This window comes from Pseudomonas sp. SDO5591_S426 (assembly GCF_054070755.1).
On the sequence record NZ_JBSVXD010000033.1, the window covers coordinates 1 to 16,820 of the forward strand.

General features: G+C 58.5%; 16 protein-coding genes. 9 read left to right on the top strand and 7 right to left on the bottom strand.

Annotated elements, in window-relative coordinates; genetic code table 11:
- The first annotated feature begins 283 nt into the window (after positions 1-283).
- Both ACW9JC_RS09760 and ACW9JC_RS09765 read left to right on the top strand, forming a co-directional pair.
- On the top strand, positions 284-700 hold the full coding sequence (locus tag ACW9JC_RS09760) for an organic hydroperoxide resistance protein (RefSeq protein WP_338581615.1): 417 nt from the start codon (positions 284-286) through the stop codon (positions 698-700).
- Positions 701-1,418: 718 nt separating this feature from the next.
- On the top strand, positions 1,419-2,066 hold the full coding sequence (locus ACW9JC_RS09765; RefSeq protein ID WP_448108347.1) for a hypothetical protein: 648 nt from the start codon (positions 1,419-1,421) through the stop codon (positions 2,064-2,066).
- Between the two features lie 65 nt (positions 2,067-2,131).
- Here the strand turns inward: ACW9JC_RS09765 and ACW9JC_RS09770 are convergent, their stop codons facing one another.
- The 3 genes from ACW9JC_RS09770 to pdxR form a co-directional block, all read right to left on the bottom strand.
- On the bottom strand, positions 2,132-2,731 hold the full coding sequence (locus tag ACW9JC_RS09770; RefSeq protein WP_457454876.1) for an LOG family protein: 600 nt from the start codon (positions 2,729-2,731) through the stop codon (positions 2,132-2,134).
- 22 nt (positions 2,732-2,753) lie between these two features.
- The gene (locus ACW9JC_RS09775) at positions 2,754-3,386 is read right to left on the bottom strand and encodes an FMN-dependent NADH-azoreductase (RefSeq protein WP_457454878.1); all 633 of its coding nucleotides are present in this window, start codon (positions 3,384-3,386) and stop codon (positions 2,754-2,756) included.
- A gap of 102 nt (positions 3,387-3,488) precedes the next feature.
- A complete protein-coding gene (gene pdxR, locus ACW9JC_RS09780) occupies positions 3,489-4,907 on the bottom strand; it encodes a MocR-like pyridoxine biosynthesis transcription factor PdxR (RefSeq protein ID WP_457454879.1) in 1,419 nt (472 codons plus the stop codon).
- 208 nt (positions 4,908-5,115) lie between these two features.
- On the opposite strand from pdxR, the gene ACW9JC_RS09785 reads away from it, so the two are divergent.
- The gene (locus tag ACW9JC_RS09785; RefSeq protein WP_457454881.1) at positions 5,116-5,571 is read left to right on the top strand and encodes a carboxymuconolactone decarboxylase family protein; all 456 of its coding nucleotides are present in this window, start codon (positions 5,116-5,118) and stop codon (positions 5,569-5,571) included.
- Between the two features lie 62 nt (positions 5,572-5,633).
- Positions 5,634-5,954 (top strand): DMT family transporter, encoded by a 321-nt coding sequence (locus ACW9JC_RS09790; protein WP_338581608.1) that lies wholly within the window; start codon positions 5,634-5,636, stop codon positions 5,952-5,954.
- Positions 5,955-5,962: 8 nt separating this feature from the next.
- On the opposite strand, the gene ACW9JC_RS09795 is transcribed toward ACW9JC_RS09790, so the two are convergent.
- From ACW9JC_RS09795 to ACW9JC_RS09810, 4 genes are all read right to left on the bottom strand, one after another.
- Entirely contained in the window at positions 5,963-7,069 is a 1,107-nt protein-coding gene (locus tag ACW9JC_RS09795) for a M48 family metalloprotease (protein WP_457454882.1), read from the bottom strand.
- Between the two features lie 27 nt (positions 7,070-7,096).
- Positions 7,097-7,519 carry a hypothetical protein gene (locus tag ACW9JC_RS09800; protein ID WP_457454883.1) on the bottom strand — a complete coding sequence of 141 codons (423 nt, stop codon included), beginning with the start codon at positions 7,517-7,519 and terminating at the stop codon, positions 7,097-7,099.
- A gap of 13 nt (positions 7,520-7,532) precedes the next feature.
- Positions 7,533-9,041, bottom strand: a complete 1,509-nt coding sequence (locus tag ACW9JC_RS09805) for a CHASE2 domain-containing protein (RefSeq protein WP_457454884.1) — start codon at positions 9,039-9,041, stop codon at positions 7,533-7,535.
- 249 nt (positions 9,042-9,290) lie between these two features.
- Positions 9,291-10,199 (bottom strand): LysR family transcriptional regulator, encoded by a 909-nt coding sequence (locus ACW9JC_RS09810; protein ID WP_457454886.1) that lies wholly within the window; start codon positions 10,197-10,199, stop codon positions 9,291-9,293.
- A gap of 127 nt (positions 10,200-10,326) precedes the next feature.
- On the opposite strand from ACW9JC_RS09810, the gene ACW9JC_RS09815 reads away from it, so the two are divergent.
- The 5 genes from ACW9JC_RS09815 to ACW9JC_RS09835 all read left to right on the top strand — a co-directional run bounded on the left by ACW9JC_RS09815 (position 10,327) and on the right by ACW9JC_RS09835 (position 16,817).
- Entirely contained in the window at positions 10,327-11,382 is a 1,056-nt protein-coding gene (locus ACW9JC_RS09815; RefSeq protein ID WP_457454887.1) for a tartrate dehydrogenase, read from the top strand.
- Positions 11,383-11,480: 98 nt separating this feature from the next.
- Positions 11,481-12,821, top strand: coding sequence for a dicarboxylate/amino acid:cation symporter (locus tag ACW9JC_RS09820; protein WP_457454888.1), 1,341 nt, complete (start codon positions 11,481-11,483; stop codon positions 12,819-12,821).
- A gap of 195 nt (positions 12,822-13,016) precedes the next feature.
- Positions 13,017-13,928, top strand: a complete 912-nt coding sequence (locus tag ACW9JC_RS09825; protein ID WP_338581603.1) for a LysR substrate-binding domain-containing protein — start codon at positions 13,017-13,019, stop codon at positions 13,926-13,928.
- A gap of 244 nt (positions 13,929-14,172) precedes the next feature.
- Positions 14,173-15,360, top strand: a complete 1,188-nt coding sequence (locus tag ACW9JC_RS09830; RefSeq protein WP_419710053.1) for an aromatic ring-hydroxylating oxygenase subunit alpha — start codon at positions 14,173-14,175, stop codon at positions 15,358-15,360.
- Between the two features lie 11 nt (positions 15,361-15,371).
- Positions 15,372-16,817, top strand: a complete 1,446-nt coding sequence (locus ACW9JC_RS09835) for an aldehyde dehydrogenase family protein (RefSeq protein WP_457454889.1) — start codon at positions 15,372-15,374, stop codon at positions 16,815-16,817.
- Positions 16,818-16,820 lie beyond the last annotated feature (3 nt).

Sequence of the window (16,820 nt, forward strand, 5' to 3'; positions counted from 1 at the left end):
CGTACGCCGGGGCAAAGCCTTTTGCTTACTTTTCGCTGGGCCGGCACTCCGGCGTCTGGAAAAGTGAGTCGCTGTAAGAGCGAAACCGCCAGTGGCCGTTACCGTAGAAATGAATATGTACACCATCAAGGGTATACCCACGAACCCCCAAAACACGACCTTCGTCGGATCACACACCTTATCCAGCAGTGCCATCTATATTCAATGTCCGGCATCCAACCTGAAGGCCGCTTTTCTGATTCACCTGAAATGGCATAAACCTTAATTCAATCAGGAGATCATCATGACCCAGCTCGACAAAGTTCTGTACACCGCCAAAACCCACACCACAGGTGGCCGGGACGGCGCATCCAAAAGCGATGACGGCATTCTCGATGTCAAACTGTCGTCCCCGGGCGCGGGCGGCGGTGGCACCAATCCGGAGCAATTGTTCGCCGCCGGCTGGTCTGCCTGTTTCATCGGCGCGATGGGCGTCGCGGCCAAGGAAATGAAGGTGGCGCTGCCCAAGGATGTGGCTGTCGATACCGAAGTCGATCTGGGCACCAATGAAGGTGGCTACCTTTTGCAGGCGCGGTTGAATGTGAGCCTGCCGGGACTGGATCGCGAAACCGCACAGAAGCTGGTCGACACCGGCCACAAGTACTGCCCGTACTCCAAAGCCACCCGCAACAACATCAACGTCACATTGAAGTTGGTCTGAACTGAAATGAAAAAGGTCTTGGCGACTGATTTTCGAAAGCAACGTCGCCAAGACCTGAACACTTGCAAGGATGACGACCAAGCGTGTCAGAAGTTCTTTGGCTTAAATTCTCTTACTTGATATCTAATGATTAACTAAGAGTGCGCTCGCATTTTCCTCTTCTCGGGCTCTGTCGGGTCAAGCTCGAGCACGATGAATAGTCTGACTGTTTTAGTTGTGAGGGCATAAATGACATGTGATCGCTATTGATCATGTTTTTTGCTTGCGCGGCAACTAGTGGATCCAATTGGCAATGTCGAAGGTCATGTAATTAAAGCAGCTCAGTTGGACCGGGCCTTGACGCGGAAGTTGATGTCTTGATGTCGAGACTGGCGGCTCTCCAGCCAGCGACCGCTTGTCGGTGGGGTGGCTAAAAAATGAACATTCCGTGGCTGCAGGCCTCAGATCCTGCAGCATGTCACCCATGACCTGCTGCTTTGATCGCAAAAAGAAGTGGAATCCGAACCTCAATTGCAGTGAATGCAAGTGAGGATTTTTTTACCCGAAATTCAAGAGGTAACAACTAAGCTGTCATCAATTTCCTAATCGGACCAATAGGGCTTCAAATAATAAACCCTGGGTTTGATTTTCTTGTATGAGCAAGGTCATTCGGGGCTGTTGTAATAAATACCCTGTTGATTGGCCGATCTGTACTGTCGAATAAGGTGGAGAGAATCCCGTGGCGATAAATACAATTATGAGCCTGATCGAACATAAAGAATTCATGGAGTTTTTACGGCTGGGCGTTGTTTACGTGCATTTGGTCGCCTGTTGCGTGGCGATTGGTTTAGTGTTGACCAGTGATATTGCGATGGTCAGGGATTTATTGAAACGCAAGGCATTCACTGCACATGATCATGCGCACATGGAAAGCCTGCAGCGGTCTGTGGTCATGGCATTGATCTGTCTATGGGTGACAGGCACCGCCATCATCGGTATCGATTACCTGGGCAAAGGCACGGAATACTTCATGAATCCGAAGCTTCACGCCAAGGTGATAATCGTCGTGCTGCTGACCTACAACGGTGTGCTGCTGCACCACCTGGTCTTGCCGGCATTGCAGAAGGCTGGCTCCTTGCTCGAACTCGGCTTCAGTGCCCGAATGCTGGCTCTGTTTTGCGGCTCTCTGTCGGCGGTGTCCTGGATGTATGCCGCCATGCTCGGTGTCGGTCGACCACTGGCCTGGAAATACTCTCTCTCCGAACTGCTGATGGCGTACCCGGTGCTGATCGTGTTGGGCTTCTTGACGATGCTGGCATTGACCCAGCGCGCCAAGCGCCAGAACAGCCTTGTCGCGCCGCAATGGGTAAACGCTGCCGCGCATTGATGCTTATGTAAAAAAAGGTCCTGGCGACAGATTTTGGGAGCAGCATCGCCAGGACCTGAAAGCGTTCAAATCACGGGAGAGGCGATCCATTTCGTCACGGTCGGCGCCTGCCACCGTTCAAGCGCATCGATCAGCGCTGCCGGATCGGTATCGAACACCTGCATCTCGCTGTGTTCGGTCTTCATGAAACCTTCACTCACCGCATGATTGAGCAGGCTGCGCACCGGCTCGAAAAAACCGCCGATGTTCAGGCACGCGACGCCTTTATGGTGTTCGCCCAATTGCGTCAGCGTCGCCACTTCAAACAACTCTTCAAAGGTTCCCAGGCCGCCGGGCAGGGCAATGAACGCGTCCGCGCAATCGCTCATGCGGGTCTTGCGGCTGCGCATGTCGGGTGTCACTTCATGCCGGGTCAGGCCTTGATGCAGATGCCCGAGGTCGCACAGCAGGCGGGTGATGATGCCAACCACTTCACCGCCCTCGGCGAGCACGGTGTCGGCCATCACGCCCATCAAGCCTTTGTCTGTACCGCCATACACCAGACGCAAACCACGCCTGGCGATTTCCCGGCCCAACGCCCGGGCGCCTTCGACATAGGCCGGGTTGAAGCCGTAGTTGGAGCCGGAAAACACGGCAACGCTGCGCAGGGGAGAAGCGGTAGTCATGGGATTATTCCTGGGGTTCGATTCAGGCAGGCACTGCTGCAAGGCTGGAAAAATACAGGGCAGTTTCCCGCTCGGCTTTTGCCCGGATGACATTCACCACATCCGGTTTTTGACCGGTGCCTTCCACCGAAAAAAACTTCACATCGCGCAAGCCGATACTCGCCAGCACGGCTTTCAGCCAGGGCCGCAAAAAGTCCGGTTGATGGGCGTTGACCCCGGTAAAGGTGCCGCCCGAAGCGACAGCGATAAACACCGGCCGGTCGCGAAGGGCGCCGACCTTGCCTTCAGGGGTGATGCGAAAGGTCCGGTCGGCCTGGATCACATGATCGAGCCAGGCCTTCAGCGCCGAAGGCACCATCAGGTTATGCATGGGCGTGGCGATCACCACGCAGTCGGCGCTTTCCAGTTCGCGAATCAATTGCTCGGATCGCAGCAGCGCGCCTGTGGCGGTTACCGGGTTGGACGGATCGCGTCGCTTGCTCACGGCTTCGGCGTAGTCGGCGTCGATATGCGCAAGCCCCGTGACCCCGCGTTCGGTGATGATGAAATCGCTGCCGGGGCGGCTGTCGATCAGGTGATTGATGAGGGTTTGCGAGAGTCGATAACTCTCGGAGGATGTCCCTCGCGGGCTGCAGATCACGCGCAGTATTTTCATGGCATCCTTCGACGTTGGTGGAGACAGGATCTGCATGATGTCGTCGCTTGGACCAGTGACAAAGAGCCAAGAATTGGTTGCGTGTGTGGGCCATGGATGGGGTCAGAGTAGCGCCAGGATTTTTTGCCCAAGTCGTTCGGCACTGGCTTGCGAGTCGATGTTGGCGAAGCCGAGCATCAGCCCGCAATGGGTTTCGGGACCGATGCAAGACTCGCTCAAGGCTTCGGCGTAGATCCCCGCGTGCAGCAGGCGTTCGACCAGCGCACGGTCTGATTGTGGCCGGGTCAATCGCAGGATCAGGTGCATGCCGCCGGGTTGGGCATCGATGTGGATGTGTTCGCCCAAGGCATTGCTCAGGCCTTTGACTGCCGCTATCCGGCGTTCGCCGTAGAGTTTGCGCATGCGCTGGATATGCCGGGCGAAATGGCCCTCGGTGACAAAGGTCGCAACGATGGCCTGGGTCAGCTCCGGGACGCCGCCGAGGAAGGTTTGGGCGACTTGCTCGAAGCGTTCGACCTGCGCCGACGGCACCACCAGATAGGCAATGCGGATGCCGGGAAACAGCACTTTGCTGAAGGTGCCGGCGTAAAGCACACGACCCTCGCGATCCAGGCTTTTGAGCGCTGGCAGTGGACGGCTGACGTAGCGGTACTCGCCGTCGTAGTCGTCTTCGATGATCCACGCTTGCTCCCGACTCGCCCACTCCAACAGTTGCAAGCGTCGCGGCAACGACAGCGACATGCACAACGGGCTCTGATGGGCCGGCGTGACCACGGCGGCGCGTGCGCCGGATGAGTCGTTTACGGCTTGCGCGACTTGCATGCCGTCCTGGTCCACCGCAACGGGTTGCACGCCGATCTGCAAATATTCCAGCACCTGACGGGTAGGGGAGTAACCGGGATTCTCGACGAGCACGCGGTCGCCCGGTTGCAGCAAGGCGTGCACGATCAGCGTCAGGGTGTTGCGGTAGCCCGAAGTGACGAACACCTGCGAAGGCTGGCAACTGATGCCGCGCGCCACTTGCAGGTAGCTGGCAATCGCATTTCGCAGGGATTCCAGGCCATGCGCCGAGGGGTTGGCCATCTCAGCAATCCCCGTTGCACGCACGCAGCGAGCACCGATCTGCGCCCAGATTTTGCGCGGAAATTCGTCCAGCGCCGGCAAGGCCATCTGAAAGGGCAGCACCGGCGACTTTTGCCGGAGCGAGGCGCTGGAGGCTGGGCTCAAGGCGCGTTCGTCTCGGCTTTGGCTAGTCCGGACATTCAGCCCTGCCGCAACCACCGTGCCGGCCTGGCCGCGAGACTGAAGGTAACCTTCGGCGGTCAGCAACGAGTACGCGGTATCGACGGTTCCCCGCGCCAGCCCCAGCTCTTTTGCCAGCGCCCGGGCCGCGGGAATGCGTTCGCCTGGCGCGAGTACGCCTTCGGTGATCGCACCGCGAAACCGCCAGTAGATCTGCCGGTAGATCGGTTCCGTGGAGCCGGGGTCAAGGGGGGAAAAGCTATTGACGGTTTTGCTCATGCTCTGGCTCTGAAGGCAACAGCGTCGCCGACTTAAACAATAATCCTACAAGTCTCATGACCTGCTTCAAAGGGCCATGAATCGCTTGTTCGACTAGGCCATGACGACACAAACATGGCCCATGACACTAACCAAAACATGGCTCTTCAAGCATAGGCCAAGCTGCCCCACGATGCAGTCCTCCAAACAGCAAACCCGAGGATTCATCATGACTCAACGTATCAACTACTCCAGCGCTTCTCCTGAAGGTTACAAGGCCTTCGGCAATGTTTACGGCTATCTGCTCAAGAGCGGTTTGCCCACCGAGTTGATCGACCTGGTTTACCTGCGGGTTTCGCTCATCAATGGCTGTGCGTTTTGCATCGACATGCATTCTCGCGACCTGCTCAACCTCGGTGTCGCGACAGAAAAACTGGTGCTGGTGCCGGTGTGGCACGACGCCGGGAATGTCTTCACCCCGCGTGAACGCATTGCGCTGGCCTGGGCGGAAAGTGTCACTCGCGTTGCCGAAACCGGCGTTCCCGATGCCGTCTATGAGGCCGCTGCCGCTGAGTTCAGCGAAAAGGAACTGGCGGATCTCACCTACGCCATCAGCTTGATGAACGCTTTCAACCGACTTGGCGTGGCATTCCGCTCGCAACCGGCAGCCGCCGCAAAAGCCTGATCCCACTTTCTCTCTCGCCGGGCTTCGAGGCCCGGCGAGTCCTTTCAAAGGAGCTATGACATATGGCCTGGGCACTGCTGGGTATCGCTGGCATTCTGGAAATCGCTTTCGCCTTCTACATGAAGGGCTCCGAAGGCTTCACGCGACTGGTCCCCGGCGTCTTGACCGTGGTCACCGGCCTGTCGAGCGTCATTCTGCTGTCACTGTCGCTGCGCACGTTACCGGTGGGCACGGCCTACGCGGTGTGGACCGGCATCGGCGCGGCAGGGACGGCGATTGTCGGCATGGCGTTGCTGGGCGACTCGACGTCGCTGCCGCGGATACTCTGCATCGCGGTGATCCTGGCTGGCGTGATCGGACTGAAGCTGGTCTCGGGAAATTGAGTCAGCCACTAGCCTGACTTTCCGCCAGCCCCGACCTCCTGATAAATCTCCTGCAAGTTGGCTTTGCGCTCCTGGGTGTTGGGATGGCGCAGGGCCGGTGACTTGACGATGTCTTCCACATCACCCGCCATGGCCACAGCCTGGTTGCTGGCGGCTTTGGACGTCGAACTGGCCTGCGCCGGCGGCAGGTCGTTGATGAACGCATTGATCGAGTCCGCCAGTTGCTGCCGAGTGGGGTAGACCCGACTGAGCATTTTTACCGCGCAGGAATCGGCCTGCAGCTCCTGATCGACATGGTGACGGGTGAATTGCCCCTTCTCCAGTTTGATCCGGTCGACCACTGCCTTGGGGTTTCCCTGAGAGCTTTTCATCAGTGTGAGCAAGTCTGATTTGGCACTGAAGGAGTCGACCACCAGGCTCTGCATCTCCTTGGTTTCATGCCGTTGCAGCACATGGGAAATTTCGTGGGCGAGGGCGAAGTAGGCCTTTTTCTGCATCCCCGGTGTGCTCAGCAGGCCCTTGTCCAGATACAGGTAGCCGCCCGGTAAGGCCAGGGCGTTATGGTTGTCGCTCTTGACGATAAACAGCTTGAATTGATAGTCGTACGGCTCGTGGATGCTGGCCAGAATATCGCTGAGCATCTTGTCGGCGGTGGGGTAATACTTGCGGCCCTGCTTGCTGTCGCGGGCGAGTAACTCGTCCTGGCGGGCCCGATGCTGACGCTCGGCATACATCACCTCGGCGCTCATGGGCATCCAGTTCAATTGCTTGGCCGCCTGCTTCGCCGAGTCACTGAGTTTGTCGCTGCTGGCGGACGCTTGCGAACCGCTTCCACCGAACAGTTTGCTCAGTTGACCGGGCACTGCCTTGATACCTTCCTGCATGCCGAACACCGAGAGCGATGCGAAGTTATCGGTCAGCCGATAGGGTTGCACCAGTTCGGCACAGTTACGGTCGAGCACCACCAGCGCCCGGGGCGGCAGGCTGTTGATGTCCTTGATGTGTTGCGGGCTATCCTGGCTGCTGAAGGGGTTGGACAATTTCGGGGTACTGTCACAGGCACTGACCAGTATCGTCAGCGCCAGTACACCGTGCAGGGCCACGCGCGTGTTCATGGGGTATCCCCGACAGGAACTTGCCTGTCATTTGAGCTGTTGCTTGAGCTGGTTGATGCGCAAATCCCTGGCGCCGTAATACCCCTCTTCGTCGAAAACCGCTGCTTCATACACCAGCCGGCGGGTCGGGTCAGACACTTCCTTTTTAATCTTCTCCAGCCGCGGACGGACCTCGGGGTCGGCCTGCGCCTTGGTCAAGTCGGCCTGGGCTTGCTGGGCGTTGAACGGGCGGTCTTCTTCGAGTTTGCGGCCGCCGGTTTTGCGGGTGTTGACCAGTCTGTCGAGTACTGACATCAGGGAGCCGCAATCAGTCTGTGGTTTGTCGGTTTGAATCTGTCGCAGGCTGGATTGCTGCAAGTCCTGCAGCCCTTTGCAATCTTGGGCCATGGCGGTCATTGCGGCAGGCAGCAGTAGCGTGGCGATGACGAGCTTTAAGCAGAACGGATTCATGGCGTGTCCTCGGCTAGTGAAAAATGTCATCCCAGAAAAATGCGAGCAGGAGTATCAGAAAAAATGCCATCCGACGTATGAGCAGCAGGGTCATTGCGCAATATTGCCGGCTACGCAGCAGGCGCAGGCAATCCACGTAAAAGAAACGCGCCGCACGCTCTGGAAGGCTATGAGCATGGTGCGGCCGCTGTTCCGCTTCCAATGCCAATTGGCTGGTAACGCCGTTGGGGTCACTCGCTTGCAGACGTTGAATCATGGCCTGGCGTTGTTCATAGCCTTCCTGCACGGCAGCACTAATGGCGCTGTTGAAAAAGCTTTCAAACAGCATCCCCAGCGCGATCGGAATGGGTGACAACCAAATGCTGAAGTGGCGCAATAACCAGTACGAACCGAAGGTCAGCCCCCCGACCACGACCGCCAGGCTGATAGCAAGTAACAGGATTTGCCAGGGCGCCCGCTGACGATCGAGGGCGCTGGAACTGAAGCGCAGAGAGAAGTAGCGTCTCCAGAAAAAAGCGATCATGCCGCCCATCAACAGACCCAGCAGGACGTCCAGGGCAAATTGCTGCCATTCCTTGCTCTCGGTGGTTGGTTGCAGCAACGACATGAAGGCCGCGGCATGCACCTCCACGCCATACATCGTACCGAGTGGGGTGAGGTAGGTATCACTGTCGCCGTAGCTGCTGCCAAAAAATACCACCGGCAGGTTATGCAGCGTTTCGTAGGCAGGGACGCCGGCGCATTGCGGCTCGGCCCTGCGTGAAGGAAGCTGGCAGAGGAACACGGGCCGCAATCCGGAAAAATATTGCCCCGGGCTGATTTTCAGATCATTGGTTTTTTCGTTCCGGCAATTTGCCAGGTGGGCGGATTTGTCAGGGTATTTCTCATACGCGGTGGCGGCCAGCGAGTCGGCATTGCATTCGATGCCGTTGACCAGTCCATAGCTGACTCTGATGGTGGGGTCAGCGAAGGACACAAAACCCTTGAGATCCACGCTCCACTTTTCGATCTTCGCCTGGGCGTCACGGTCCAGCATTTCGAAGGGGGCAATCAAAACCGTTTCGGTTTTTCGAGGTTGCGAGAGCAGCGTCTTGAGTTGACTATCGCAGTCCTCGGACACTTTATTTTCCGGACGCTCGAGGGGAAGCAGTGGTAATGGTGGCGAAAGGTCGAGGTCGACCACCAACAGCTTCGGTGGAGTGGGCAGGCTGTAGATTGCTTCGAGGTCCTTTTTCAGCTCGCAGCGATCAAGCGGGCTGCGCTCCCGGTAGAAGTTCTCATGGCTTTCCTGGTCGATCAGCACCACCGCTACCTTGGGCTCGTTGCCGATGTTTTGTGAGACGTCCCGGGCCGTGAGATTGCCGATTCCGAGAAAGGCGTACCCGTCGATAGCGTCGAGCAAGTGCAAACCGTGATGGCAGATGCCCACCACTGCAGCAACCATCAATGCGGCGGGCAGATGGTGGAAGCACGCAGAAAAGCAATTGGCGAGCCTTTGGTCGCATTTGGCTGGGCCAGACATGCCGTTCCTTCCGCCATTCACAAAACGCTAACCCAGGAATCCACCGGGGCACTGTGCAGGAGTCTGCCGTTGTTGCGTTCCGGTACTGGCCAATGACCTACAGCACTCGAACACATAGCGTGTTCAACCGTTGCGCTCCCTGTTCACACTAGCAGTTGGCCAGTCGCTCGCAAGCGCCCTTTATCGGCGAAATAGTCCGCTTGATCGCGGCTGTTTCGCGGTTGTTACACTTTCGGATCCATTTTCCCCTCAACTGTCCTCGACATTGTCGATGTGCTTGAACCGCTCGATCAGAAAGTCGATCAGGCTGCGCACCCGCGCGGATAAATGCAGTTGTTGCGGGTACACGGCATACACGTCGGCGCGGGTCGGCGTCTGGTCTTCGAGTACCAGGCGCAGGCGGCCACTGCGCACATAGCGGGCGATGTCCCATTCCGCCCGCAGCAAGATGCCATGCCCATCCAGCGCCCAGTTCAGCGCCACTTCGCCATCGTTGCAGCCAAGGGCGCCATGCACCTTGATGTTGTCCGTGTGGCCGCCGCTGGTGAAGCTCCAGACGCCGTAGGGCGACTCGTTCTGGCGGATGAAAATGCAGTTGTGGTTTTGCAGATCGGCCAGTCTCTGTGGCGTGCCGTGTTTGTCCAGATACAACGGCGAAGCACACAGCAAGCGACGGTTGGAGGCGATCTTGCGGGCATGAAAAGCGGCGTCCGGCAAGGTGCCGAAACGGATGCCCAGATCGAAGCCGTGGGTGGCCAGGTCCAGCGGGTGGTCGCTGATCTCCAGTTGGATCTCCACCTCGGGATACCGGGCGTAGAACGAGGCGAGGGCAGGGCCGATATGGCGACGGCCAAAGCCCAACGAGGCATTGACCCGAATCAGGCCCTTGGGCGTGGCCCGGCTGCTGCTGACCAACTGCTCAAGCTCGTTGATCTGGGTGAGGATGCGCGCCGCCTGGGAGAAATACAGCTCGCCTTCGGAGGTCAGGCTCATCGAGCGCGTGGTGCGGTTGACCAAACGGATACCCAAACGAGCCTCCAGCGCCGTCAGGCGTTTGCTCACTGCCGGTGGCGTGATGCCCAGCTCCCGTGCGGTGGCGGCGAGGCTGCCTTTGTTGGCCAACAGGTAGAAAAACGACAAATCCAAAGTTTGGCTCATTGGTAACTCAAAGTTATTTATGTAGTGATTTTGAGGAACTCACACCTATTTGTTCACTACATATACTCCGCTCACACCCCGCCTGAACAGCGGGAACAACAAGAAATCGACGAGAGTGGAGTCAACAATGAGCGCATACAAAATTGCTGCAGTGCCGGGTGACGGTATTGGTGTGGAAGTGATTGCCGCAGGTGTTGAAGTGCTACAGGCCCTGTCGAAAAAATCCGGCTTCGAACTGGATTTCAAACACTTCGACTGGAACTCCGACAACTACCTGAAAAACGGCTACTACATTCCCGAAGGTGGTCTGGAAGAGCTGAAGACCTTCGACGCAATCTTCTTCGGCGCGGTCGGTGCGCTCAACGTGCCGGATCACATTTCCCTGTGGGGCCTGCGCCTGCCGATCTGCCAGGGTTTCGACCAGTACGCCAACGTGCGTCCGGCCCGCGTGTTGCCGGGGGTGAAAAGCCCGCTGCACAACGGTGACCAGATCGACTGGGTGGTGGTGCGCGAGAACTCCGAAGGCGAATATTCCGGCAACGGCGGGCGCGTGCACCGAGGCCTGCCGGAAGAAGTCGCCACCGAGGTGTCGGTGTTCACCCGGGCCGGGGTCGAGCGCATTCACCGCTTCGCTTTCGAACTGGCGCAAAGCCGTCCACGCAAGCATCTGACCATGGTCACCAAGTCCAACGCCCAGCGTCACGGCATGGTGTTGTGGGATGAGATTTTCTACGAAGTGGCCAAGGATTTTCCGGATGTGAAAATCGACAAGGAACTGGTCGACGCCGTGACCACGCGCATGGTGCTCAAGCCATCGACCCTGGACGTGATCGTCGCCACCAACCTGCATGCCGACATCCTGTCCGACCTCGCTGCCGCGCTGTCCGGCAGCCTGGGTATCGCACCGACCGCCAACCTCAACCCGTCACGCAAATTCCCCTCGATGTTTGAACCGATCCACGGCTCGGCCTTCGACATCACCGGCAAAGGCGTGGCCAACCCGGTCGCGACGTTCTGGACCGCCGCCATGATGCTCGAACACCTGGGTGAAGCTAGTGCGGCCAAACACCTGATGTCGGCCATCGAAGCGGTGACTGAAAGCGGCCTGCACACCCCGGACCTCGGCGGCAACGCCACCACCCGCCAGATCACCGACGCGGTGATCGCGCTGATCAACCGCTGATTCCCGACGATTCAAGCTGCGGCACAACGCCCAGGGGCAGGTCAGTGGACCTGACCCCTCGGCATTTCCTGACAACAATAAAAAATCAGGGCCCTGTCATGAAAAGAATACTTGGCAAACTCTACGTACAAGTGCTCATTGCGGTGATCCTCGGCGCCATCGTCGGGGTGTTCGTTCCCGAAACCGGAGCGGCGCTCAAACCCTTGGGTGACGCGTTCATCAAACTGATCAAAATGCTCCTCGCACCGGTGATTTTCCTGACCGTGGTCACGGGCATCGCGCGCATGGAAAACATGAAGGAACTGGGGCGCGTGGGCTTTCGCGCGCTGCTGTATTTCGAGGTGGTGTCGACATTGGCACTGGTGGTCGGACTGGTCGTGGTGGACGTGTTCAAACCCGGTGCGGGGATGAACATCGATGTCGCGACGCTGGACACTTCCAGCCTGGCGACCTACACCACGGCGGTGAAACATGCCTCGTTCATGGACTTCGTCATGAACATCATTCCCGACACCATTGTCGATGCCTTCGCCAAGGGCAACGTCCTGCAGATCCTGCTGTTTTCGATCCTGCTCGGTATTGCCCTGGCCCATGTCGGACCGCGCGGCAAACCCTTCGTCGACACGCTGGACAGCTTGATGCAGGGCATGTTCCGCATCGTCAACATGGTCATGCGCCTGGCACCGATCGGCGCTTTCGGTGCCATTGCGTTCACCATCGGCAAATACGGTTTCGGCTCGCTGTTCTCCCTCGGCAAGCTGATGGCCTGCGTGTACCTGACCTGCGCGGTGTTCGTGATTTTTGTGCTTGGCCCAATCTGCCGCTACAGCGGATTCAGCCTGTGGAAGTTCCTCAAGTTCATCAAGGAAGAACTGTTCACCGTGCTGGGTACCAGTTCTTCGGAATCGGTGCTGCCGCAGATGATTTCCAAGATGGAAAAGGCTGGCGTGTCGAAACCGGTGGCGGGGATGATCATTCCGTCCGGTCTGACCTTCAACCCGGACGGACAGGCGATCTACTACACCATCGCCGCGATCTTCATTGCCCAGGCAACCAACACGCCGCTGACCCTGACCGATCAATTGATCGTGCTGGCAGTGTTGATGTTCACCTCCAAGGGTTCGGCGGGCGTCACCGGTTCCGGCTTCATCATTCTGGCGGCCACTTTGTCGTCGTTGGGGACCATTCCGGTGGCGGGCATGGTCTTGCTGTTGGGCGTTGATCGCTTCATGTCGGAAGCGCGGGCGATCACCAACACCATTGGCAATGGCGTCGGCACCATGGCGATTGCCAAATGGGTGGGAGCGCTGGATACGGTGAAAATGCACAAGGCGCTTAATGGTGAGGTTGTTGAGGAGGAGGTCAAGGAGGTGTTTGTGCCGTCAACGGTGGCGATTGCACCGTTGACCAGCAAAATGAAAACGGCGACCGGCGCATAGGAAATCCAGTGTAGGAGCGAGCCTGCTGGCGATGGCGGTGTGTGAGCCGCCATGTATTTTGAACATGCCGGCCTTATCGCGAGCAGGCTCGCTCCTACAGGTAATCAATGTCGGTCCGGAACCCCGCTGTCCACCTCCTGCAACAGGGGCTAATATGCCGCGATAAAACCACAATAACGACGTGACCGGCCTTGTATGAAAATCCACCCATTACCGCCACTCAACAGTCTGGTCGCGTTTGAAGCGGCGGCACGTCATTTGAGTTTCACGCTGGCTGCGCAAGAGTTGAACGTGACGCAAGGTGCAATCAGTCGGCAGGTTCGGCTGCTTGAAGATTATCTGGGCAAGGTGTTGTTCGAACGCACCACCCGTACGATTCACCTCAGCCCGGCGGCCAGTCAGTACTATGAAACGGTGCGTGCGTCTTTGATGCAAGTCGCCCAAGCCACCGGCGAGATTCGCCATTGGCAGGGCGCCGAGCAGGTGACGGTCGCTACCAGTACCGCGATGGCTTCGCTGTGGCTCTTGCCGAAAGTGACCGAGTTTCAACGGGAGAACGAAGAGATCGACCTGCGGATCATCGCCCATGACCAGGTCAAGGATTTCTCCCGCCTCGATTGCGACCTGGCGTTGTATTACTGCAAGACACCGCCCCGCGACATGCAGGTCACCCCGTTGTTTTCCGAAGAGGTTTATCCGGTTTGCAGCCCAGCTTACCTTGCCAAATATCCAGCCTTGAACAAGCCCGAGGACCTGGCAGCCTGCACCTGGCTGTTTCTCGATGACCCGCAACGCGACTGGATTGGCTGGCCGGAGTGGTTCCAGAGCCAGGGCCTGAAAAATGTCGAGCCAAAACGCCGCATCAATATCAACAGCTACTCGATGCTGATCCAGTCGGCCATCAGCGGGCAGGGTATTGCGTTGGCCTGGTCCAATCTTGTCGATGACCACCTGCAGAGCGGCGCGCTGATCCGTCCGCTCGATACCGTGTTGCGGACCGATGCGCAGTTTTGTTTGCTTGAGCCGTTGTCCCGTGGCGGCATGCGCCAGAGCGTCAAACGCTTTCGCAGCTGGTTGATGAATCAACTTCCGACACCGCCCCTGTAGGAGCTATCGAGTGCAACGAGGCTGCGATCTTTTGTTTTGTTAAAAAGCAAAATCAAAAGATCGCAGCCTGCGGCAGCTCCTACGGGGGAACCACGGTGCTGTCATATTCATGATCAAAAGTCATTAATCCCTCCCGAAATATCGTTTGTCGAGACACTCCCTGTTTTCCCAAACTTGCCGCCAGCGGACCCGGGCCAATGAGCCTGCCGATCATCCAAACCGTGCCCAGCAGGGGAAAACAATAATGACCACCCTCCAACAGATTCCAGTGCATCACCTTGAAACCGTCCTCAATCCGATTCACGAAGCGACCGGCCTGAGCAACGAGTTCTACACCGAGCAACGTTACTTCGAACTCGAACGCGATCAGGTCATGGGTAAAACCTGGGCCTGTGTCGGCTTCGCCAGCGATCTGGGCAAGGCCGGTTCGGTCAAGCCAATCGATTTCATGGGCCTGCCGTTGCTGTTGATGCGCAACCGCGAAGGCCTGGTGCAAGTGTTCCATAACGTCTGCAGCCACCGCGGCATGAAACTGGTGGAAGAGGCCGGTGAAGTGCAGGGCGTGATTCGCTGCCCGTACCACTCCTGGACTTACGACCTCAACGGCGGCTTGCGTGGCACGCCTCACGTTGGCGGCATCGACCAGCACAAGGACGAACGCTTCGCCTGTGAAAAACATGGCTTGAAGGCCATCCGCAGCGCGATCTGGATGGACATGGTGTTCATCAACCTGTCCGGCGATGCGCAGCCGCTCGAAGACATGCTGGCGCCGTTGACCCAACGCTGGACCCAGTTCCTTGGCGAAGACGGCATGAGCCTGTTGCGCCGCCGCCCGGGTCATGACGCGACCACGCTGGACATCAACTGCAACTGGAAACTGGCCGTCGAGAACTACTGCGAGGCTTACCACTTGCCGTGGGTACACCCGAGCCTGAACTCGTACTCGCGTCTGGAAGATCACTACAACATCATTTTTGACGAACACTTCGCCGGTCAGGGCAGTTACGCCTACAACCTGTCGGACGTCGCCGGTACGCACCTGCCGAAATTCCCGGGCTGGCCGCTGGACCGTTTGCGCAACGCCGAATACGTCGCGTTCTTCCCTAACGTCTTGCTCGGCATCCAGGCTGACCATGCCTTCGCCATGCAACTGGAACCAGTCGCGCCGGGCCGCACCATCGAGCACCTGCGCCTGTTCTATGTCGGCGACGAAGCCGCGAGCAGCGAAGAATTCAGCGCTTGCCGCGATGCAATCCTGGAGTCGTGGAAAGTGGTGTTCGCCGAAGACATCAGCTCCGTGGAAGGCATGCAGAAAGGCCGGCATTCCCCAGGCTACAAGGGCGGCGCGTTCTCGCCGGAAATGGACATCCCGACGCACTTCTTCCACCAGTGGGCTGCACGTCAGTTGCTCGCCACCACGCCGTCTGCCTGAGGAGAGGTCCCATGTATCCGATAGCCTCTCACTGGCTCAACTACATCGACGGGCAATGGAGCGACAGCGTCCAGCGCCTGACGGTGAACAACCCTGGCACCGCCGAACCCCTGGCGACCATCGCCCAGGCCACCGTGGCCGATGCCGAGCGTGCATTGCTGGCGGCGCGTCGCTGCGCCGACAGCGGCGAATTGACCCGCGTGCGCCCGGCGCAGCGTGTCACCTGGCTGCTGCGCATCGCCGAAGAAATTCGTGCGGTGGCGGACGAAGGCGCTTGGGTGCTGTGCCAGGAAAACGGCAAGCGCCTGAGCGATGCCAAGGACGAGTTCATCGAGGCAGCGCGCTACTTCGAGTATTACGCCGGCATGGCGGACAAGATCGAGGGCACCTCGATTCCGCTGGGCAACGGTTACATGGACTTCACCCTTTACGACCCGATGGGCGTTTCGGCCCAGATCGTGCCGTGGAATTTCCCGGTGTCGATCTGCGCCCGTTCGCTGGCGCCGGCACTGGCGGCCGGTAACGCAGTGGTGATCAAGTCCCCCGAGCTGTCCCCGCTGGGCATGTGCGTACTGATCCGCGCCATCGCCAAGGCTGGCTTGCCCGACGGCGCGGTCAACCTGATTTGTGGCCGTGGTCGCGAAGTCGGTGCGTACCTGGTCAGCCACCGTGCTGTCGATCAGATCGTGTTCACCGGTTCCGTACCGACGGGTCAGTCGATTTTGCGCGATGCCGCACAGCATGCGATTCCGAGTGTGATGGAGTTGGGTGGCAAGTCGGCGGCAATCGCCTTTGCCGATGCTAATCGTGAACAACTGCTGGCCAGCGTTCAGTCGGGGATTTTCTTCAATGCCGGCCAGGTCTGTTCGGCGATGTCGCGGCTGCTGGTACAGCGCGAGATTTATGAAGAAGTGGTCGAGGCCGTCGTCGCCATGGCCGAAGGGCTAAGTGTCGGACTGGGTCAGGACAATGCCGACCTCACGCCGGTCGTCAGCGCCGGGCAACTGACGGGCATCGAAGCGTTGTGCCGACGAGCCATCGAAGACGGCGCCGTGGCGGTTACCGGCGGTGAAGCCTTCGCTGACCGTGCCGGGCACTTCATGCGTCCGACCGTGTTCCGCGACGTCACCCCAGAGATGTGCATCGCCCAGGAAGAAGTGTTCGGGCCGGTGCTGGCGATCATGCCATTCGACACCGAAGAACAAGCCATCGCGATTGCCAACGGCACCGAATTTGGTCTGGTGGCCGGGGTGTTCACTCAGGACATCAGCCGCGCCATGCGTTGCACACGCCAGTTGAAATCCGGCCAAGTGTTCGTCAACGAATGGTACGCCGGTGGCATCGAAACGCCGTTTGGCGGTGTCGGGTTGTCGGGCTTCGGTCGGGAAAAGGGCCAGGAAGCCTTGTACAGCTATGTGCGCACCAAAAACGTAGCGATCCGGATTGCTGGGGAGTGAACA